This window comes from Pseudonocardia xinjiangensis, assembly GCF_050948425.1.
Classification (GTDB): Bacteria; Actinomycetota; Actinomycetes; order Mycobacteriales; family Pseudonocardiaceae; genus Pseudonocardia; species Pseudonocardia xinjiangensis.
Window position 1 is genome coordinate 3,561,409 of record NZ_CP192009.1, and the last position, 19,074, is coordinate 3,580,482.

General features: G+C 74.1%; 18 protein-coding genes. 11 read left to right on the forward strand and 7 right to left on the reverse strand.

Annotated elements, in window-relative coordinates; all coding sequences use genetic code 11:
• Positions 1–14: 14 nt before the first annotated feature.
• The 3 genes from ACQPZA_RS16725 to ACQPZA_RS16735 form a co-directional block, all read right to left on the reverse strand.
• Positions 15–338, reverse strand: a complete 324-nt coding sequence (locus ACQPZA_RS16725) for a nuclear transport factor 2 family protein (protein ID WP_433282081.1) — start codon at positions 336–338, stop codon at positions 15–17.
• Positions 339–406: 68 nt separating this feature from the next.
• Entirely contained in the window at positions 407–1,453 is a 1,047-nt protein-coding gene (locus ACQPZA_RS16730; protein WP_433282083.1) for an LLM class flavin-dependent oxidoreductase, read from the reverse strand.
• Positions 1,454–1,585: 132 nt separating this feature from the next.
• Entirely contained in the window at positions 1,586–2,689 is a 1,104-nt protein-coding gene (locus ACQPZA_RS16735) for a VIT1/CCC1 transporter family protein (RefSeq protein ID WP_169397915.1), read from the reverse strand.
• 387 nt (positions 2,690–3,076) lie between these two features.
• On the opposite strand from ACQPZA_RS16735, the gene ACQPZA_RS16740 reads away from it, so the two are divergent.
• The 11 genes from ACQPZA_RS16740 to ACQPZA_RS16790 all read left to right on the forward strand — a co-directional run bounded on the left by ACQPZA_RS16740 (position 3,077) and on the right by ACQPZA_RS16790 (position 13,637).
• Positions 3,077–4,120 carry an isopenicillin N synthase family dioxygenase gene (locus tag ACQPZA_RS16740; RefSeq protein ID WP_433282085.1) on the forward strand — a complete coding sequence of 348 codons (1,044 nt, stop codon included), beginning with the start codon at positions 3,077–3,079 and terminating at the stop codon, positions 4,118–4,120.
• Positions 4,117–5,475: an O-acetylhomoserine aminocarboxypropyltransferase/cysteine synthase family protein gene (locus ACQPZA_RS16745; RefSeq protein ID WP_433282086.1), complete on the forward strand. Its 1,359-nt coding sequence runs from the start codon at positions 4,117–4,119 to the stop codon at positions 5,473–5,475. Before ACQPZA_RS16740 ends, ACQPZA_RS16745 begins: the two co-directional genes overlap by 4 nt.
• The gene (locus ACQPZA_RS16750; protein WP_433282089.1) at positions 5,472–6,329 is read left to right on the forward strand and encodes an alpha/beta fold hydrolase; all 858 of its coding nucleotides are present in this window, start codon (positions 5,472–5,474) and stop codon (positions 6,327–6,329) included. Before ACQPZA_RS16745 ends, ACQPZA_RS16750 begins: the two co-directional genes overlap by 4 nt.
• A gap of 9 nt (positions 6,330–6,338) precedes the next feature.
• Positions 6,339–7,853, forward strand: coding sequence for an ABC transporter substrate-binding protein (locus ACQPZA_RS16755; protein WP_433282090.1), 1,515 nt, complete (start codon positions 6,339–6,341; stop codon positions 7,851–7,853).
• Between the two features lie 10 nt (positions 7,854–7,863).
• Entirely contained in the window at positions 7,864–8,814 is a 951-nt protein-coding gene (locus ACQPZA_RS16760) for an ABC transporter permease (protein ID WP_433282092.1), read from the forward strand.
• Positions 8,811–9,668, forward strand: a complete 858-nt coding sequence (locus tag ACQPZA_RS16765) for an ABC transporter permease (protein ID WP_433282094.1) — start codon at positions 8,811–8,813, stop codon at positions 9,666–9,668. The genes ACQPZA_RS16760 and ACQPZA_RS16765 overlap by 4 nt, the downstream gene beginning before the upstream one ends.
• Positions 9,665–10,480, forward strand: coding sequence for an ATP-binding cassette domain-containing protein (locus ACQPZA_RS16770; protein ID WP_433282096.1), 816 nt, complete (start codon positions 9,665–9,667; stop codon positions 10,478–10,480). Before ACQPZA_RS16765 ends, ACQPZA_RS16770 begins: the two co-directional genes overlap by 4 nt.
• 59 nt (positions 10,481–10,539) lie before the next feature.
• Positions 10,540–11,331, forward strand: a complete 792-nt coding sequence (locus tag ACQPZA_RS16775; RefSeq protein ID WP_433282840.1) for an ABC transporter ATP-binding protein — start codon at positions 10,540–10,542, stop codon at positions 11,329–11,331.
• On the forward strand, positions 11,328–12,467 hold the full coding sequence (locus ACQPZA_RS16780) for a P1 family peptidase (protein WP_433282098.1): 1,140 nt from the start codon (positions 11,328–11,330) through the stop codon (positions 12,465–12,467). Before ACQPZA_RS16775 ends, ACQPZA_RS16780 begins: the two co-directional genes overlap by 4 nt.
• Before the next feature lie 152 nt (positions 12,468–12,619).
• Entirely contained in the window at positions 12,620–13,372 is a 753-nt protein-coding gene (locus ACQPZA_RS16785) for a dienelactone hydrolase family protein (RefSeq protein ID WP_433282100.1), read from the forward strand.
• A gap of 7 nt (positions 13,373–13,379) precedes the next feature.
• Positions 13,380–13,637: a DUF6295 family protein gene (locus ACQPZA_RS16790; RefSeq protein WP_433282102.1), complete on the forward strand. Its 258-nt coding sequence runs from the start codon at positions 13,380–13,382 to the stop codon at positions 13,635–13,637.
• 29 nt (positions 13,638–13,666) lie between these two features.
• Here the strand turns inward: ACQPZA_RS16790 and ACQPZA_RS16795 are convergent, their stop codons facing one another.
• Genes ACQPZA_RS16795 through ACQPZA_RS16810 form a run of 4 tightly spaced genes read right to left on the reverse strand, consistent with a single transcriptional unit; the run spans position 13,667 to position 19,053 of the window.
• Positions 13,667–13,984 (reverse strand): Rieske (2Fe-2S) protein, encoded by a 318-nt coding sequence (locus ACQPZA_RS16795; protein WP_433282104.1) that lies wholly within the window; start codon positions 13,982–13,984, stop codon positions 13,667–13,669.
• Complete coding sequence (gene nirB, locus ACQPZA_RS16800) at positions 13,981–16,530, reverse strand: nitrite reductase large subunit NirB (protein WP_433282106.1); 2,550 nt, start codon at positions 16,528–16,530, stop codon at positions 13,981–13,983. Before nirB ends, ACQPZA_RS16795 begins: the two co-directional genes overlap by 4 nt.
• A gap of 1 nt (position 16,531) precedes the next feature.
• Entirely contained in the window at positions 16,532–16,879 is a 348-nt protein-coding gene (locus tag ACQPZA_RS16805; protein ID WP_433282108.1) for a molybdopterin oxidoreductase, read from the reverse strand.
• Between the two features lie 35 nt (positions 16,880–16,914).
• Positions 16,915–19,053 (reverse strand): molybdopterin oxidoreductase family protein, encoded by a 2,139-nt coding sequence (locus ACQPZA_RS16810; RefSeq protein ID WP_433282110.1) that lies wholly within the window; start codon positions 19,051–19,053, stop codon positions 16,915–16,917.
• Positions 19,054–19,074 lie beyond the last annotated feature (21 nt).

Genomic DNA, 19,074 nt, shown 5'->3' on the forward strand with positions numbered 1-19,074 from the left:
GCCAGCAGGATCGGTCAGGCGCGGATGGTCATCCGCGAGACGAGGCCGTCCCGGAGGTGGAACGAGAACTGGCTCGGGCCGGTGAAACCGTCGCCGCCGACCTGCGCGGTGACCGTCACGACCCCGTCCCGCTCGACCACACCGGTCGGGGTCAGCGACACCCGGACCCCGATGAACTCGGCGTCGCTCCACGACCGGATCTCCGAGGAACCGCGGAACTCCCGCCCCCAGTCGTCCACCACCCCGTCGGCGGTGAAGCTGCTCAGGAACCCGTCGACGTCCCCGCGGTTGGCGGCATCGAGCAGTTGCCGGACAGGGGCCGGTGGGGAGGTGGTCACGTCGAGCTCCGATCGGAGGGCGGTGCGGCCCGTCCCATGATGGCCGCCGGGACCGAGGACCGCTCGGCTCACCGGGCGTCGCGGACGTGCTCGCGCCCGGCCGTGGCCGCGCGCACGGCGGGTGCCACCACCTCCGTGAACGCCTGAAGGTTCGCGCTGGCCTCGGCCGGGGTGAGATCGCCGAAGGCGAGGGTCGCCTCGACGTAGTTGACCTCCGCGCGCTCGACCTGTTCCAGAACGCGGTCGCGGACGGTGTGCGGCGAGCCGACCAGCGCCGTGCCTCGGCGGAGGCCGGCCTCGGCGTCGGCCATGGCGTCGACCCGGTGGTCGTCGTGGTCGTGCCAGAGCTTGGTGAGCTGACGGGCGTAGACCGCGTGGGCCTTGTGGTAGCGGTCGAGCGCCTCCTCGTCGGTGGCGCCGATGTGGACGGTGGCGGCCACCCCGATCCGGGGCGGCCCGCCTGCCCGGGTGGGACGGCTCTCCCAGGCGTTCCAGAACGTCTCGGCGGTGGAGGTGAAGGAGCCGTCGTTCCACCGGCCGACGAAGTTGACGTCGTTGGTGCCCGCCCATGCCGCGGTACCGGCGTTGCTGGAGGCGTACCAGAGCGGCGGGTGGGGGAGCTGCACGGGACGGACCGACAGCTCGACGTCGTAGTCGCGCAGGCGCTCGCCCCGGTGGTTCATGCGCCCGGTCGCCAGCGCGGCGGTGACCACGCCGAGCGTCTCGGTGAACAGTGCACGGGAGTCCTCGTCGGACACGCCGAAGTAGCCCAGCTCGTAGGGGCTGACCCCGCGGCCGACACCCAGGTCGAGCCGTCCGGCGCAGAGCTGGTCGAGGACGGCGATCTCCTCGGCCAGCCGGAGCGGATCGTAGATCGGCAGCACGTTGACCAGCGCTCCGATGCGCATCGTGGACGTGCGCTGGCTCAGCGCGGCGAGGAACAGGTTGGGGGACGGGCACACCGACAGCGGCGTGCCGTGGTGCTCGGTCACGTGGTAGTGGTCGATCCCGGCCGCCTCGGCGGCCACGGCGAGGTCCAGCCGGTTCGTGAGCACGGCGCCCGGGGTGGCGTCACCGAGGTCGAACGAGTCGAAGATGCCGAACGCGAAGCTCACGGTGCTGCCTTCCGGTCGAGGACGTCGCGACGAGGTCGGGCCCGCCCGGATCCCGGCCGGCCCGATCTCGATCCGTCCGAGCTTCGCTCCGATCGCGCCGGTTCGCCAGCGTGATCCGGAGCGGACCGCGGGTCAGCCCACCGCAGCACCGACGAGCAGGCCGAGCCCGTACGTGGTGGCGGCCGCGCCCGCGCCGATCGCGAGCTGCCGCAGTGCCCGGCGCAGTGGCGGACCGCCGGACAGCACGCCCACGGTGGCGCCGGTGAGCAGCAGGGCGAGCCCGACGAGCAGCCCGGCGACGGCGAGTGCGGCCACCCCGCTGAGCCCGAACAGGAACGGCAGCACGGGAACGGCCGCTCCGGAGGCGAAGAAGCAGAAGCTCGACAGGGCGGCACCCACGCCGGTGCCCACCACGTCGTAGCCGTCCTCGCCCTGGACCTGGTCGGCGACCAGGGCCGCCGACGAGGGGTCGTCGCTGCGCAGCACCGCCGCGGCCCGGCGGTGGGCCTCCTCGGGCGGCACCCCGCGGGCCCGGTACACGAGCGCGAGCTCGTTGGCGTTGACGTCGAGCTCGCGCAGGATGGCGTGGGCGTCGCGGACGTCGGGCGAGGATGCGGCGAGGAGCTCACGCTGCGAGCGCACGGACACGTACTCCCCGGCGCCCATCGACAGCGCCCCCGCGAGCAGCCCGGCCACGCCGGTGAGCACCACGGTGGGCGGTGAGGCGCCTCCGCCGATCACCCCGAGCACGAGGGCGAGGTTGCTGACCAGACCGTCGTTGGCGCCGAAGACGGCGGCGCGGAAGGTGCCCGACACGCGGGCCCGGCCGCGGGCCGCCAGCCCGCGGACCACCTCTTCGTGGACCCGTTCGTCGGCGGCCATGGCTGCCGTGGCGTCGGCGTCGGACCGGTAGGGCGACCGGGTCTCGGCGCGTTGCGCGAGCGCCAGCACGAACACCGAGCCGAACCGGCGCGCCAGGAACGCCAGCAGCCGCATCCGGGCGGCCCCGCGCCGGACCCGTCCCGCGTCGTCGCCGAGCAGGCCGGCCCAGTGCGCGGCGTGCCGCTCCTCGGCCTCGGCCAGCCCGAGCAGGATCTGCCGTTCCTCCCCGCTCCGGCGGGTGGCGAGGTCGCGGTAGACCTTCGCCTCCTCACGCTCGTCGGCCAGCCGCCGTCGCCAGCGGCGCACCGACGACGGTGCGGGGTTCTCCGAACCACGAGACGATGGGGTGACCACGGCTCGATTCTTCCCGTCCCGCGCTTCCCGGGCCGCCCGGGCGAGCGGTGACGTCCCCCCTGTCAGCCCATCGGGACGGCGGGACGGGGGGAGTTCGTCCGGTGGGTCACCCGTCGTGGAGGTCGCTGCCGGGGCGCGTCCCGGCGCCGGAGAGCGGCGTCGGTCACAACGCCGGAATGGTCATGGTTGTTGACGCATCGTCATGGTTTCATCGCCCCATGACCTCGGCAGGCGGGACGCGCGGCGCGCTGCTCGAGCCCGTCTGGGCAGGCCGCCGCGGCGATCAGTTCGACCAGGCCTGTCGCTGACCCGCCGCCCGCCACGTCCGCCCCGGCCCCCGGCGGTGGTCGCCGTGTCGTCCGTCCCCACTCCTGACGAGGTCGTCCCATGACAGAGAACGTGACCGTGCCCCCCGTCGAGGGCGCCACCCTGCCGGTCGTCGACCTGTCGCGGTTCCGGGACCCGACGGCCGACCGGGAGGCGTTCCTGGCCGAGCTGCGCCGGGCGGCACACGAGGTCGGGTTCTTCTACGTCACGGGCCACGGCGTGCCGGAGGCGGTCACCGACGGGATCCTGGACGCCGCGAAGGAGTTCTTCGCGTTGCCCGTCGAGCAGCGGCTGGAGATCGAGAACATCCACTCCCCGCAGTTCCGCGGGTACACCCGCGTCGGCACCGAGCAGACCGCGGGCAACGCGGACTGGCGCGAGCAGATCGACATCGGTCCCGAGCGCGCCGCCGTGGACACCCGCCCCGGCGACCCGGACTGGGTACGCCTGATCGGCCCCAACCAGTGGCCGTCAGCGCTGCCCGACCTGCGGGAGCGCGTCCTGGCCTGGCAGGACGAGGCGCTGCGGGTGACCAGGGAGGTACTGCGGGCGCTCTCCGTCGCGCTCGGGCAGGACGAGGGGTACTTCGACGCCTGGTTCGACGACGAGTCCTCACTGCATGTGAAGATCGTGCACTACCCGGGCAGGCCCACACCCGCCGACGACCAGGGCGTCGGCGCGCACAAGGACTACGGCTACCTCACCCTGCTGCAGCAGGACGAGGTCGGAGGCCTGCAGGTGCTGGCCCCCGGCGGGGGCTGGATCGACGCGGCCCCGCTGCCGGGCGCGTTCGTGGTGAACATCGGCGAGATGCTGGAGATCGCCACCCAGGGCTACCTGACCGCCACCCGGCACCGCGTCCTCAGCCCGGCCGCCGGGGTGGACCGCTACTCCGTTCCCTTCTTCCTCGGCCCGCGTCTCGACGCCGTCGTCGCGCCACTGGACCTGCCTCCGCAGCTGGCCGCCGCGGCCACCGGGGTCAGTGCCGACCCGGACAACCCGCTGCTCGCCGCGTTCGGCGAGAACGCGCTGGTGGGCTGGCTGCGGTCGCACCCGCGGGTGGCGCAGAAGTGGTGGGCCGACGTGCTGGCCCGGCAGGCGTGACGGCCCCGGCGCCACGTTGGTCCTTCTCCACCCGGCAGGTGCACGCGGGGACCAGCAGCGACCCGGCCACCCGGGCGAGGGCCGTCCCGATCTACCAGACCACGTCCTACGTCTTCACCGACTCCGAGCACGCCGCCGACGCGTTCGCCCTCCGCGACCTGGCGTCGCACGCCTACACCCGCCTCTCCAACCCCACCACCGCCGTGGTGGAGGAGCGGATGGCGGCGCTGGAGGGCGGCACGGCCGCGGTGGCGCTGGGCAGCGGCCAGGCGGCCACGGCACTGGCCCTGCTCAACCTGGCCAGGGCCGGTGACCACATCGTGGCCGCGGCCGCGCTCTACGGCGGCAGCCACACCCTGCTCGCGCACACCTTCGCCGACCTCGGGATCGCCGTCAGCTTCGTCGAGGATCCCGACGACCTCGCCGCGTGGCGGGCGGCGGTCACCCCGCGCACCCGGGCCCTGTTCGGCGAGAGCATCGGCAACCCCCTGGGCAACGTCCTCGACGTCGCCGGGGTGGCCGAGGTGGCCCACGACGCCGGGGTGCCGCTCGTGGTGGACAACACCGTGCCCACGCCCTACCTGCTGCGGCCGTTCGAGCACGGTGCCGACGTCGTGGTGCACTCCACCACCAAGTTCCTGGCAGGCCACGGCACGGCGATCGGCGGGGTCGTGGTGGACGGCGGGCGGTTCGACTTCGGCGCCGACCCCGCTCGCTGGCCCGGCCTCACCGCCCCCGACCCGACCTACCAGGGACTGTCGTTCTGGGACGCCTTCTCCGGCGACGGCCTGGCTTTCTCGATGCGGCTGCGCACCCGGCTCCTGCGCGACCTCGGCCCGGCGGTCTCCCCGTTCAACAGCTTCCTGCTCCTGCAGGGCCTCGAGACGCTGGACCTGCGGCTCGCCCGGCACTGTGCCAACGCGACGGCCGTGGCGCAGTGGCTCGAACGCCACCCGCTGGTGCGCCGCGTGCACTACCCCGGGGTCGCGTCGAGCCGCTGGTCCGACCGGGCCCGGCACTACCTGCCCCAGGGCGCGGGTGCGGTCGTGGCGTTCGAGATCGAGGGCGGCCGGGACGCCGGCAGGCGGTTCGTGGACGGGTTGACGCTGTTCAGCCACCTCGCCAACATCGGCGACGTCCGCAGCCTCGCGATCCACCCCGCCTCCACCACTCACGCGCAGCTGGACCCCGACCAGCAACGGGCGTCGGGCGTGACGCCCGGCCTGATCCGGCTGTCGGTGGGCATCGAGGGCATCGACGACCTGCTCGCCGATCTCGAGTCAGCGCTGGCCGGATCGGGCGCCCCGGCACATGGTGGCTCGACACACAGATCGACACTGGGGGGATCGGCATGATCAGGGGTTGGTTCGCGGGGCGCCGGGGCAGGATCCACTTCCGGCGCTGGGAGCCGGGCGGCCGTCCGGTGGCCCTGCTGGTGCTGCTGCACGGCCTCGGTGAGCACAGCGGGCAGTACGGCCCGCTCGCGGAGGCGGCGGCGGAGATGGGCGTCGGCACGTGGGCGCTCGACCAGGCCGGCCACGGCTACAGCGACGGCGAGCGGGTCCTCGTCGAGAGCGTCGACGATCTCGTGGCCGACGCCGAGACCCTGCTCACCAAGGCCCGGTCGGCGTGGCCCCGGGTCCCGGTGGTGGTGGCCGGGCACTCGCTCGGCGCGACCGTGGCCACGCTGCTGGTCGGGGAGATCCGCACCGGCACCGTCAGCGGTCCGGCCGCCGATCCCGCCGCCGACACCGCGGGGCTCGTACTGGCCGGTTCCTCGCTGCTCGACGGCGCACAGGGGCTGAGCGCACTCCTCGCGTCCGGGGTCGACCCGATGGAGCTGCGCAAGGACCCGTCCGAGCTGGTACGCGACCCCGAGCAGGCCCGGCTGGTGCGCGAGGACCCCCTGGTGTGGGACGGCGGCCTGCGCCCGCAGACCCTCGCGGCGCTCACCGCGGCGGGGGCGCGCACCCGCGCCGCGGTCACCGACGGTGCGCTCGACCACCTCCCGGTGCTGCTGCTGCACGGCGCCGAGGACGACATCGCCCCGGCGGCGGGCGCGGTGGCCGTGGGTGAGCTGCTGCCCCGCGCGCGGGTCGTCGTGTACCCGGGTGACCGGCACAACGTCCTGCACGAGCTGGACCGCGGCGAGGTCCACGCCGAGCTGCTCCGGTTCGTCGCGGCGGTCACGTCCGTCCCCACCCCGTAAGGAGAGTCCGTGATCCGGGTCAGACGACTCGTCCCCCTGCTGCTCGCGGCCGCTGTGCTGGCGGCCGCCTGCAGCGGTGCGGAGTCGGTCGGGGCGGGCGCCCCGGCGGCCGACACCACGCTCGACGTGCGGCTGGTGCTGGAGCCGACCAGCCTCGACATCACCAGCGTGGCGGGCGCCGCGGTCTCCCAGCTCCTGCTCGACAACGTCTACGAGGGGCTGCTCACCCGCGACGCCGGCGGCGCGATCGTGCCGCTGCTCGCGCAGGACGTCAGCACGTCCCCCGACGGGCTCACCTACACGTTCCGGCTGCACGACGGTCTCGCCTTCGCCGACGGCTCCCCGCTCACGTCCGCCGACGTCGTGTGGTCCTACCGGAACGTGATCGCACCGGAGTCGAAGAACCCGAACAAGGCGGACTTCGCCGCGGTCACCGGCGTCGACGCCCCCGACCCGCACACCGTCGTGATCACGCTCTCGCGTCGCGACGCCAACTTCACCTACGCCCTCACCGACCGCGCCGCCGCGGTGCTGAAGCAGGGCACCGACCCCGCCACGCTCGCCGGCACCGCCAACGGCAGCGGGCCGTTCGTGATCCGCTCCTGGCAGCGCGGGTCGTCCATCACGCTGGCGCGCAACGAGCACTACTGGGGACAGCCCGCGAACCTCTCCGGCGTGGTGCTGCACTACATCCCCGACACCACCGCCGCCAACAACGCCCAGCTCACCGGCGAGACCGACGTGGAGACCGGGCCCGACCCCACGCTCCTGTCCCAGTTCCAGGGCCCCGACTTCACGGTCGCCGAGGGCGTCACCAGCGACAAGTTCGTGCTGGGCATCAACAACGGCCGCGGCCCGCTCGCCGACGTACGCGTGCGCCACGCGATCCGGCAGGCGATCGACAAGGACGGCCTGATCCGCGTGGCACTGGCAGGCAAGGGGCAGCGCATCGGCAGCGGCGTCGCGCCCACCGACCCGTGGTTCGACGCCGGGCTCACCTCCATCGACCCCTACGACCCCCCGGCGGCGAAGGCGCTGCTCGCCGAGGCCGGGTTCGGCTCTGGGCTCGACCTGACCCTCGTGGTGCCGAACATCTACTCCGCGAGGATCGGCGAGTACGTGGCGTCGCAGCTCGGGCAGGTGGGGATCCGGGTGCGCTACGAGCCGGTGGAGTTCGCGACCTGGCTCGACCGCGTCTACACGAAGGCGGACTACGACCTGTCGATCGTCGACCACGCCGAGGCGCGCGACATCGGGAACTACGCGAACCCGGACTACTACTGGCGCTACTCCGACGCGCAGGTCCAGCAGTGGGCCGACCAGGCGTCGACCGCCGCGAGCGATGCCGAGCGCGACGGGCTGTACCGGCAGGTCGCGCGGAAGATCTCCGAGGACGCGGTGAGCGACTGGCTCTACAGCCCGACCAGCCTCGTCGTGCTCCGCGCGGGCGTCACCGGGTTCCCCACGAGGGAGACGAACTCACGGCTCGACCTCGCGCAGGTCACGGCCTCGGCCGCGCAGTAGCGAGGCAGCCGTGGTCGTGTTCCTGGTGCGTCGCACCGCGCTGTTCGCGGCGTCGCTGTTCGCGGCGAGCGTGCTGATCTTCCTTCTGCTGCGGCTGCTGTCCGGGGACATGGCCCAGGTGATCGCCGGGGTGCAGGCGACGCCGGCGCAGGTCGCGTCGCTGCGCCACGAGCTGGGCACGGACCGGCCGCTGGCCGTGCAGTACGCCACCTGGATCGGGGGCGTGCTCACCGGCGACTTCGGCACCTCGGCCCTGAGCGGCGTGTCGGTGTCGGCGGAGCTGGGCGAGAAGCTGACGGTCACGGCGCCGCTGGTCGCCGTGGCCATGGTGCTGTCGGTGCTGGTGGCGGTCCCGCTCGGAGTCCTCGCCGCGATCGCGCACCGGCGGCGGCTCGGCGTCGTCATCTCGGTCGGCAGCCAGCTGGGCATCGCGCTGCCGACGCTGTGGGTGGGCCTGGTGCTGGCGATCGTGTTCGCGGTGTGGCTGCGCTGGCTCCCCGCGCAGGGGTTCCCCACCGCGGGCTGGGAGCAGCCCGTGCGGGCGGTGCGCAGCCTGGTGCTGCCTGCCGTCACGCTGGCGCTGGCCGAGGGCGCGGTGCTGCTGCGGTTCGTGCGGTCGGCCACCCTCGGCGTGCTGAACCAGGACTTCCTGCGCACCGCGCGGGCCACCGGCCTGACCCGGACGGGAGCGCTGCTGCGCCACGGCCTGCGCAACGCGGCGCTGCCGGTCGTGTCGATCCTGGGACTGCAGGTGGCCGCGTTGCTGGTGGGGGCGGTCGTCGTCGAGGCTGTGTTCGCGCTGCCGGGGGTGGGGCAGATGCTGCTCACCGACGTCGGCAACCGCGATCTGGTGAAGGTGCAGGGTGAGGTGCTGCTGCTCACCGGGGCGGTGCTCACGATCGGCTTCCTCGTCGACGTGGCCCACCGCCTGATCGACCCCCGGCTGCGGGTGAGCCGGTGACGCGCCGGGTGCTGCGCAGCCCCACCGGCCTCGCGGGCGCCGTCGTGGTGGCGCTGCTCGTGCTCGGCGCGCTGGTGTCGCTGGTGTGGACTCCGTTCGACCCGACGCTGGTCGACCCGGCCTCGACGTGGCTGCCACCGCTGTCGGGCGGGCACCTGCTCGGCACCGACGGCAGCGGCCGCGACCTGGCGAGCCAGCTGCTGGCGGGCGCCAGGGTCACGGCGTTCACCGCGGCCACCGCCACCGTGGTGGCCGCCGTCGTGGGGGTGGGCCTCGCCGTGCTCGCCGCCGTCCCCCGCCACGGTGGCGAGGTGGTCGCGCACCTGATCGACGTGCTGGTGGCGCTGCCGACGCTGCTGCTCGCGATGGTGCTGGCCGCGGTCTACGGCGGCTCGGTGTGGACGGCGGTCGTCGCCATCGGCATCGGCACCGGCGTGAACGTCGCCCGCGTCGCGCGGGCGGAGATGACCTCGGTGCTCGGCACCGACTACGTGCTGGCCGCCGAGGTGGCCGGGGCGGGCACCGGGCGCATCGTCCGTCGCCACGTACTGCCCAACGTCGCGCCCGTGCTCGTCGTGCAGCTCTCGCTCGTGCTCGCGCTGGCGGTGCTCGCCGAGGCGGCGCTGTCCTACCTCGGGTTCGGCACCCCGCCGCCCACCCCGTCCTGGGGACGGATGCTGCAGGACCTGCAGCAGTACGTCACCGTGCACCCGCTGGTGGTGGTCTGGCCGGGGTGCGCGATCGCCGTCGTCGTGCTCGGGTTCACCCTCCTCGGCGACGCACTGCGCGACGCCATCGACCCGAGGATGCGGTTGCCGGGGCAGGCGGCGCCCGCCGTGGAGGTGCTGCCGTGACGGCGCTGCTGGAGATCGAGGGCCTGACCGTCCGCTTCGGCGGCCGGGCCGTGGTGGACGACGTCTCGCTCCGCCTCGACGCGGGTGAGCGGCTCGGCCTGATCGGCGCCTCCGGGTCGGGGAAGTCGCTCACCGCGCTCGCCGTGATCGGTCTGCTGCCCGACGGTGCCACGGTCAGCGGCAGTGTCCGGCTGGCCGGGAGCGAGCTCGCCGGCGGCTCGGACCGCGAGCTGGCCCGGGTGCGGGGCAGCCGGATCGGGATGGTGTTCCAGGAGCCGGCGACGGCGCTGGACCCGCTGATGCGGGTCGGCGCGCAGATCGCCGGACCGGTGCGCCGGCTCACCGGCGCCTCCCGGTCCGCCGCGGCCCGCCGGGCCGTCGAGCTGGCCGCCACGGTGGGGCTGCCCGACCCGGAGGTGCTGGTCCGCGCCTACCCGCACCAGCTCTCCGGCGGCCAGCGCCAGCGGGTGGGCATCGCGATCGCGCTCGCGGGGGAGCCCGACCTGCTGATCGCCGACGAGCCCACCACCGCGCTCGACGTCACCGTCCAGGCCGAGGTGCTGGGGCTGCTCGACGACCTGGTGCGCCGCCGCGGCACCGCCCTGCTGTTCATCAGCCACGACCTCGCCGTGGTCGCGCAGATCGCCCGGCGGGTGGCGGTGCTGGCCGACGGTCGGGTCCGCGAGTACGGCCCGGTGGAGCAGGTGCTGCACCAGCCGCGGGACCTGGTGACGCAGGCGCTGGTCGCGGCGGCGCGGCGCACGAGCTGGCAGGCCCCAGCACCCGTCGGGACAGTGGGGCAGGGATCGTGAGCGGGGACGCCCGAGGGGAGACAGCGGTGGACGGCGAGGCGGCGGGGAGCGCGGACGTGCTGCTGCGCGCCGAGGCACTGCACCGGCACTACCCCCTGCCCCGGCAGCGGCTCCTGCACAGGCGCCCGATCCGCCACGCCCTGCGCGGGGTCGACCTGGAGCTGGCCGCCGGCGGCAGCGTCGGGATCGTCGGTGAGTCGGGGTCGGGCAAGTCCACGCTGGTCCGGCTGCTGCTGGCACTGGACCGGGCCGACGCGGGAGCGGTCAGCTACCGCGGTCGTGCGGTTGAGCCCGGACCGCCGCGGACGCTGCGGTGGTTCCGGCGGGAGGTGCAGGTCGTGCTGCAGGACCCGTTCGCCTCCCTCGACCCGCGGATGCGGGTGGCCGACATCGTCGCGGAACCCCTCGAGTGCCTCGACGTGCCGGGCGACCACGCGGCGCGGGTCGCCGAGCTGCTCGGTGCCGTCGGGCTGGAGCCGGGACCGGCCAAGGACCGGTACCCGCACGAGTTCTCCGGTGGCCAGCGGCAGCGGATCGCGATCGCCCGCGCACTCGCCCCCGGCCCGCGCGTGCTGGTCGGGGACGAGCCGCTCTCGGCACTCGACGTCGCGGTGCGCGGGCAGGTCATGGACCTGCTGCGGGGGCTGGCCGCCGACCTCGGACTGGCGCTGGTGCTCGTCTCGCACGACATCGGCGCGGTGCACCGGCTGTGCGAGCAGATCATGGTGCTGCACGAAGGTGGGGTCGTCGAGCGCGGCCGGACCGCCGACGTGCTGGCCGCGCCGTCCCACCCCTACACCCGGCGGCTGCTCGCCGCGGTCCCGCAGCTGCCCGACCGGGAGCAGGTATGACTCGGAGATCCTCGCCTGCCGGTACCGTCCCCGGCCCGCACAACGCGATCACCGACGTCCCCGGCGTCCGGATCGGGCACGACACGCGCGTGGGGGAGGGCTTCCTCACCGGCACCACCGTGGTGCTGCTCCCGCCGTCGGGCGCCCCGACCGCCGTCGAGGTGATCGGTGGCGGTCCGGCCACGCGGGACACCGCGGCGCTGGACCTGCGGGCCGGCGGGGCGTCGGCGCACGCCGTGGTGCTCACCGGCGGGAGCGCCTACGGCCTCGCGGCGGCGGCCGGGGTGCTGGAGTGGCTCGCCGCCGACGGCCGGGGTGCCCAGGTGGTGGCCGCCCAGCCGGGGCTCCTGCTCCCGCTGGTGCCGACGGCGGCGCTGTACGACCTGGGCCGGGGAGGAGAGTTCGGCGCCCGGCCCGACGCCGCGTTCGGTCGGCGTGCGGCGCAGGCGGCGGCGGACTCGCCCGCGTTCGCACCGGTGGCGCAGGGCTGCGTCGGGGCCGGCACCGGGGCGGTCACCGCGGAGCTGAAGGGCGGGGTCGGGACGGCGAGCGCCGTGCTGCCCGGCGGCACCGTGGTCGGCGCGCTCGCCGCGGTGAACGCCCACGGCTCCACGCTCGACCCGGTTACCGGGCTCCCGTACGCGCTCGGTCTCGGGGCCGCCGGCGAGTTCCCCCTCGCCACCCCGTCGGCCGCGGAGCACACCGCGGCGCAGCGCCGCCTCGCGGAACCGGGCCGGGCGCGGACCGGGCTCGCCCTGCCCGTCCCGGGGACCGGGCCCGACCCGGCGCTCGGCCCCAACACGGTGATCGGAGCCGTCGCCACCGACGCCCCGCTCGACGCCGCAGCCGTCCACCGGCTTGCGGCCGCCGGGCAGCGGGGGATGGCCCGTGCGATATCCCCGGTGCACAGCCGCACCGACGGCGACACCGTGTTCGCGGTGTCCGTGCCGGGCAGCGACGATGGCGGCGGTCCGGCCGACCCGCTGCCTGCCGTGCTGGCGGCAGCCGAGTGCGCCTTCGCCCGGGCGATCGTCCACGCCGTGCTGCAGGCCGAGTCGGTGGTCACCCCGTTCGGGCGGATCGCCGCCTACCGCGAGCTCTATCCCGGCGCGTGCGCGGCGCTGCCCCTGAAGTAGCCGCAATGGACACCCAGGACATTCCGCCACCCCTGGTCGCGGGGCCTGTCCCGGATGCCGGGGCCACCGCAGCCGGATGACTGCTTGCGGCGGTATGAAGGGGTCGGGATCCGGCGTCCGTCGGACCCCGACGATCAGAGGAGAAGACCTCCGTGCGCTATGACGCCGTGCTCGCCGAAACGGTGGGCATCCAGGGTGCCGACAACGATGAGATCGAGGCCTACGCCGCGCGTCCGATGGACGGCGGGAGCCGTGGGGGCGTGCTGGTGATCCACCACATGCCCGGCTACGACCGCGAGAGCAAGGAGATCGTGCGGCGGTTCGCCGTCTGGGGCTACAACGCCATCTGCGTGAACCTCTACAGCCGCGAGGCCCCCGGCGCGGAGCCGGACGACGCCGCTGCCGCCGCTCGGGCCAACGGCGGCGTGCCGGACGCCCGGTTCGTCGGTGACGCCGCGGGTGCGGTGCGGTGGCTGCGCGCCCTGCCCACGTCCAACGGCAAGGTCGGCACCATCGGGTACTGCTCCGGTGGGCGCCAGGCGTTCCTGACCGCGCTGGAGCTGGACATCCAGGGCGCGGTCGACTGCTACGGCGCGTTCGTCGTGGGCACGCCGCCCGAGGGCTTCCCGTGGCGGGTACAGCCGCTGGCCGACCGGGTCGCCGAGCTGCGCGCCCCGGTGCTGGGGCTGTTCGGCAACGAGGACTCCAACCCGTCGCCCGACCAGGTCGACGAGCTGGAGAAGCTGCTGCAGACCCACGGCAAGGAGTACGAGTTCCACCGCTACGACGACGCCGGGCACGCCTTCTTCGCGGTTGACCGGCCGGCCTACCGGGTCGCGGCCGCGATCGACGGATGGCAGCGCGTGGAGGCCTTCTTCGCCACCCACCTGTCCGGAAAGGCCTGACCCGGCCATGTGCACCTACAGCACCGAGAAGATCGACGTCGCGGCCAGCAGCGGGAAGGGTCCCGACGGCTGGTTCCCGCTGCGGACGGCGACCGTCTACTACGACCACCCCGTGCACGCCCCCGACGCGCACACGGTGAACATCGACTTCCTCAACCCCGACCGCGGCCCCGGTGCCCGGGTGGCGGTGGAGCTGAGCCTCGACTCGGCGCGTGCCCTGCTGGAGGCGCTGCAGGTCACGGTGGAGCGCGCGAAACACCACTGAGCTCGTCCCCGGACCGGGTGGGGCGCGAGTCAGAGGTCGACGACGACCTCGCCGCGCTCCTCCCGCACCGGGTAGACGGTCACCTCGAAGTCGCCGTTGCCGCACGAGCCGTCGGCCACGGAGAAGGTGTAGTTGTGCAGCGGGCACACGACCTTGGTGGCGTCCACCTGCCCGTCGGCGAGCGGGCCCCCGGCATGCGGGCAGAGCGCGTCCATCGCCCGGAGCCCGCCGTCGCGCAGCCGGAACACCGCGATCTGCCGGTCGCCCACCGCGAAGGCCCGGCCCTCGCCGACGGGGATGCCGTCCGGCGGGCCGAGCCGGTGGCCCGTCACCTCGGGTGCGCTCACCTCTCCGCTCCCGCCCGCTCGGCGGTGCCGGCGCCGCTCGCGAACGGTCCACTCGCTTCGGGACCGCTGCGGGCCGAGGCGCTGTGCCCGGCCCGCACCGGCACCTGGGGCAGCGGGATCAGCGGCAGCGAGTCGGCGAACTGGCCGCTCGTCACCGGTTGCCTGCCCTCCAGCCACGGGTCGCGGTAGGCCTCGACCGACGACTGCATCCGTTCGTCCAGCCCGGCGACCAGCCCGTCCCGGTCCTCGACCAGCAGGGCCTGCAGCTCGTCGAGCCCGACCCGGGGGACGAAGTCGTAGGTGCGCTCCAGCCAGCGGGCGTTCTCGCGGTAGTACTGCATGAACGTGCCGGTGAGCCGCACCGCCTCGGCGTGGCCGATGACGGTGGCCAGCAGGTCGCCCTTGCGGACCGACGCCCCCGCGGCACCACCGACGTAGACGTCCCACCGGTCCTCGCCCACCGCGACCAGCCCGACGTCCTTGACCAGTGCCTCCGAGCAGTTGCGCGGGCAGCCCGCCACCGCGAGCTTCATCTTGGCGGGGCTCTCCAGACCCTTGTAGCGCTCCTCGATGTCGATGCCGAGCTGTGTGGAGTCGCCCAGCCCGAACCGGCAGAAGTCGGTGCCCACGCAGGTCTTCACCGTGCGCATCGACTTGCCGTAGGCGTAGCCCGAGGGCATGTCCAGGTCCTCCCACACGGCGGGGAGGTCCTCCTTGCGCACGCCGAGGAGGTCGATCCGCTGCCCGCCGGTCACCTTGATCATCGGGATGGCGTACTTGTCGGCGACGTCGGCGATCCGGCGCAGCTGGGCGGAGTCGGTGACCCCGCCCGACATCCGCGGCACCACCGAGAACGTCCCGTCGCGCTGGATGTTGGCGTGCACCCGGTCGTTGATGAACCGGGCGTCGCGCTCGTCGACGTACTCCGCGCCCCACAGCGTCCGCAGCAGCGACGCCAGCGCCATCTTGCTGCCCGCGTCCTCGCCGTCGGGGGCGAGCTCGGCGAACACCGCCGACACCGAGCGCAGCCCGCGTTCCCGGACCGCCGCGATGAGCGCCGGTTTCTCCAGCGGGACGGCGGGCACGTACCAGTTCGCGCTCTCGTCGGCCTCGACGTCACCGTCGGCCGCCCACTCGACGATCTCCCGGACCAGGGACTTGCACGCCCCGCAGCCCTTCCCGGCCCGGGTCGCGGTCATCACGCCCTCGACGCTCGTGGTGCCGCCGCGGACGCAGCCCACGAGGTCGCCCTTGGAGACGCCGTTGCAGTTGCACACCTGCACCGCGTCGTCCATCTCCGCCGCGCCCTCCGTCCCGGACGGCCCGGCCAGATCGAACAGCAGCTCCACCCGTTCCTCCGGCAGCGGCAGCCCCCGGTCGAAGCTCTGGGTGAGGAACGCGACCTTGCCGACGTCACCGAGCAGCGTGGCGCCCACCAGCTTTCCGTCCCGGACCACCACGGACTTGTAGACCCCGCGCCCGGGCTCGGCGAAGCGGACGAACTCGTCGTCCTCGCGCTCGGGACCCTTGAGTCCCATCGCGGCGAGGTCCACGCCTGCGACCTTGAGCTTCGTCGCCAGCCGGGAGCCGTGGTAGGCCGCCTTGGGATCCACGCCGGTGATGTGGTCGGCCAGCACGGTGGCCTGCTCCCACAGCGGCGCCACGAGCCCGTACACCTCGCCGCGGTGCTGCGCGCACTCGCCGACGACGTAGATGTCGGGGTCGTCCACCGACCGCATCTGGTCGTCGGCGACGATCGCCCGCTCCACGGTCAGGCCCGACACGACCCCCAGCCCGACGTTGGGCCGGATGCCGGCGGTGACCACGACCATGTCGGTGTCGAGCGTGGTGTCGTCGGCGAACACCACGCCGGTGACGGTGCCGCTGCTGCGCATCGCGGTGGTCCGCTTCCCGGTGTGCACGGTGATGCCCAGCCGCTCGACGACCTTGCGCAGGATCGCGCCCGCCTCCTCGTCGAGCTGCTGGTTCATCAGCACCGGCCCGGACTGCACCACGTGCACCTCGTGTCCGTGGCGCAGCAGCCCGTAGGCCGCCTCCAGGCCGAGCAGGCCGCCGCCGATCACGACGGCGCGGCGGTGGTCGCGCGCGTAGTCGAGCATCGCGGTGGTGTCGTCGAGCGTCCGGAACCCGAAGACCCCCGGGGTCAGCGTCTTGTCGTCGACCCACATGCCGTCCATCGGCGGGAAGAAGGTCCGGCTGCCCGTCGCGATGATCAGCTTGTCGTACGAGACCGTCGTGCCGTCGTCGGCGAAGACCTTGCGGGCGAAGCGGTCGATGCGCACGATCCGCACTCCGGCATGCAGCGTGATGTCGTTCTCGGCGTACCAGTCCATCGGGTTGAGGTAGATCTCGTCGGAGTCCTCGCCGGCGAGTACGTGCGAGAGCATGATCCGGTTGTAGTTGCCGTAGGGCTCGTCGCCGAACATCGTGATGCGGAACCGCGTGGCGTCGCGGGCGAGGATCTCCTCCACGGCACGGGCGCCCGCCATGCCGTTGCCGATCACGACGAGATCGAGTTCCTCCACCTCACACCTCCACCAGTCCGAGGTCGACGACGACGGTGGTGCTCAGGCCCTCGGGTGCGGCCACGTGCAGCTCCAGCACCGAGCCGTCCTCGATGTCCTCGACCACGGCCAGCGCGACGTGGGTGGCCGACCGGGCGCCGATCGGGAAGTAGCGCATGGGGGCGCCGTCCCGGACGAGCACGACGGTGATCAGCTCCGCTGCGGAGTTGCCGCCACGGAAGTACAGCGGCTGCGTGGTGATGCCGGCCGGCACGGTGTAGGTGAGGCTGTCGTGCAGGAGTGCCGGCTTGTCCGCCCCCTGACCCTCGAACGGGAAGATTCCCTGCAGGAAGCGCGGCGTGCTGTGCATGCTGTGTCTCCTCGTGGTGGACGGTCGGGCCCGGATCAGCAGCGCTGCCCGGCGGTGTGGGCGGGCACCTGCTCGGCAGGGCCCGGTGACACGGCGTCGACCGGTTCGACGGCCACCGGGCAGGTCTTGAACTCCGGCATCCGGGAGATCGGGTCGAGCGCGTCGCTGGTCAGCGCGTTGACCGTGGCCGCGCCACCCCAGTGGAACGGGACGAACACGGTGTCGCGCCGGATCCCGGCGGTGTGGCGGGCGCGGACGACGGCGCTGCCGCGGCGGGTGCGGAGCCGGACGTGTTCCCCGTCGGCCACACCGAGGCTCCTGGCCAGCTCGGGGTGCAGCTCCGCGTAGGGGTCGGGCTCGGCGCGCAGCAGCGTGGGGCTGCGCCGGGTCTGCGTCCCCGACTGGTACTGCGAGCGCGACCGGCCGGTCGTGAGCAGGTACGGGTAGTCGGCGTCGGGGCGTTCGGCGGCCCGGCGCGCGGTGACCGCGACGAACCGCGCGCGACCGTCGGGCGTGGGGAAGGAGTCGAGGAACATCCGCGGCGTGCCCGGGTGGCCGGGGTGCGGGCACGGCCAGTGCAGCAGTTCGCCCGCGGCCAGCCGCTGCGCGGTGATCCCGGCGTAGTCGGCCGCGCCGCCCGCGCTGGCGCGGCCCAGCTCGGCGTAGACCTCCAGCGGGTCGGTGGGGAAGTGGGCGCCCTTGCCGAGCCGGTCGGCCAGCCCGCGCAGGATCTCCAGGTCGCTGCGCACCCCCGCCGGTGGGTCGACGGCCTTGCGGCGCAGCAGAACCCGGCCCTCGGGGTTGGTCATCGTGCCGTCCTCCTCCGCCCACTGGGTGGTGGGCAGCACGACGTCGGCCCGCTCGGCGGTCTCGGAGAGGAAGAAGTCGGTGACGACGAGCAGGTCGAGCGCGTCGAGCCGCTCGGCGACGTGGCGGGCGTTCGGGGCCGACACGACGGGGTTGGACGCGGCGACGAGCAGCACCCGGACCCCTCCGGCGGTGCCCAGATGGTCGAGCATCTCGTAGGCCGAGACCCCGGGTGCGGGCAGCTCGTCGGGGTCGACGCCCCACACCGCGGCCACGTGGGCCCGGTCGGCGGGGTCGGCGAGCTTGCGGTAGCCGGGCAGCTGGTCGGCCTTCTGCCCGTGCTCGCGCCCGCCCTGCCCGTTGCCCTGCCCGGTGACGGTGCCCCAGCCCGAACCCGGGCCCCGGCCGGGCAGCCCGAGTGCGAGTGCCAGGTTGATCCAGGCCTGGGTGCTGTCGGTGCCGTCGGCGTGCTGCTCGACGCCGCGGGCGGTGAGGATCATCGCGGTGCGGGCGGCGGCCAGCTCGTGCACCGTCCCGGTCAGCTCGGCGACGGGGATCCCGGTGGTGCGCTCGACGCGGTCGGGCCAGTCGGAGCGCACGGCCCGGCGCACGGCGTCGAAGCCGGTGGTGCGGGCGGCGACGTACTCCTCGTCGACCAGCCCGTCGCGGATGGCGATGTGCAGCATCCCGTTGGCCAGTGACAGGTCGGTGTTCGGCACGGGCTGCAGGTGCCGGTGGGCGAGCTCCGCCGTCGCCGTGCGGCGGGGGTCGACGACGACGTGCACGGCGCCGCGGTCGCGCCCTTCCTCGAAGAACCGCATGGCGGGCGGCATGGTGTCGGCGGGGTTGCTGCCCACCAGCAGCACCACGTCGGCGGCGGGGATGTCGGCGAACGGGAACGGCAGGCCGCGGTCGACCCCGAAGGCCCGGGTGCCCGCCGCCGCGGCCGAGGACATGCAGAACCGGCCGTTGTAGTCGATGCTCCGGCTGCCCAGCGCGACCCGGGCGAACTTGCCGAGCTGGTAGGCCTTCTCGTTGGTCAGGCCGCCACCGCCGAAGCAGCCGACGCTGTCGGGGCCGTGGCGCCGGCCGGCCTGCCGGATCGCGGTGGCGACCCGGTCGAGTGCGGCGTCCCAGCTCACCGGGCGCAGCGGGCCGGTACGGGAGTGGCGCATCAACGGCGTGGTCAGCCGCTCGGGGTGCCCGAGGAGCTCGGCCGCGTTGGCGCCCTTGACGCACAGGCCGCCCCGGTTGACGGGGTCGTCGCGGCCGGTCAGCTCGATCGTGCCGTCGTCGCGGCGCGCCATGTGGACCCCGCACTGCAGCGAGCAGTACGGGCAGTGCGTCGCGATGGGCGCTGCAGTCACCCGTACCAGCGTCGGCGACCG

Bases quoted from the DNA above. Each gene is read 5' to 3' on its own strand.
- ACQPZA_RS16740 (WP_433282085.1), top strand. From the start codon at position 3,077: ATGACAGAGAACGTGACCGTGCCCCCCGTCGAGGGCGCCACCCTGCCG.
- ACQPZA_RS16750 (WP_433282089.1), top strand. From the start codon at position 5,472: ATGATCAGGGGTTGGTTCGCGGGGCGCCGGGGCAGGATCCACTTCCGG.
- ACQPZA_RS16780 (WP_433282098.1), top strand. From the start codon at position 11,328: ATGACTCGGAGATCCTCGCCTGCCGGTACCGTCCCCGGCCCGCACAAC.
- ACQPZA_RS16790 (WP_433282102.1), top strand. From the start codon at position 13,380: ATGTGCACCTACAGCACCGAGAAGATCGACGTCGCGGCCAGCAGCGGG.
- ACQPZA_RS16805 (WP_433282108.1), bottom strand. From the start codon at position 16,879: ATGCACAGCACGCCGCGCTTCCTGCAGGGAATCTTCCCGTTCGAGGGT.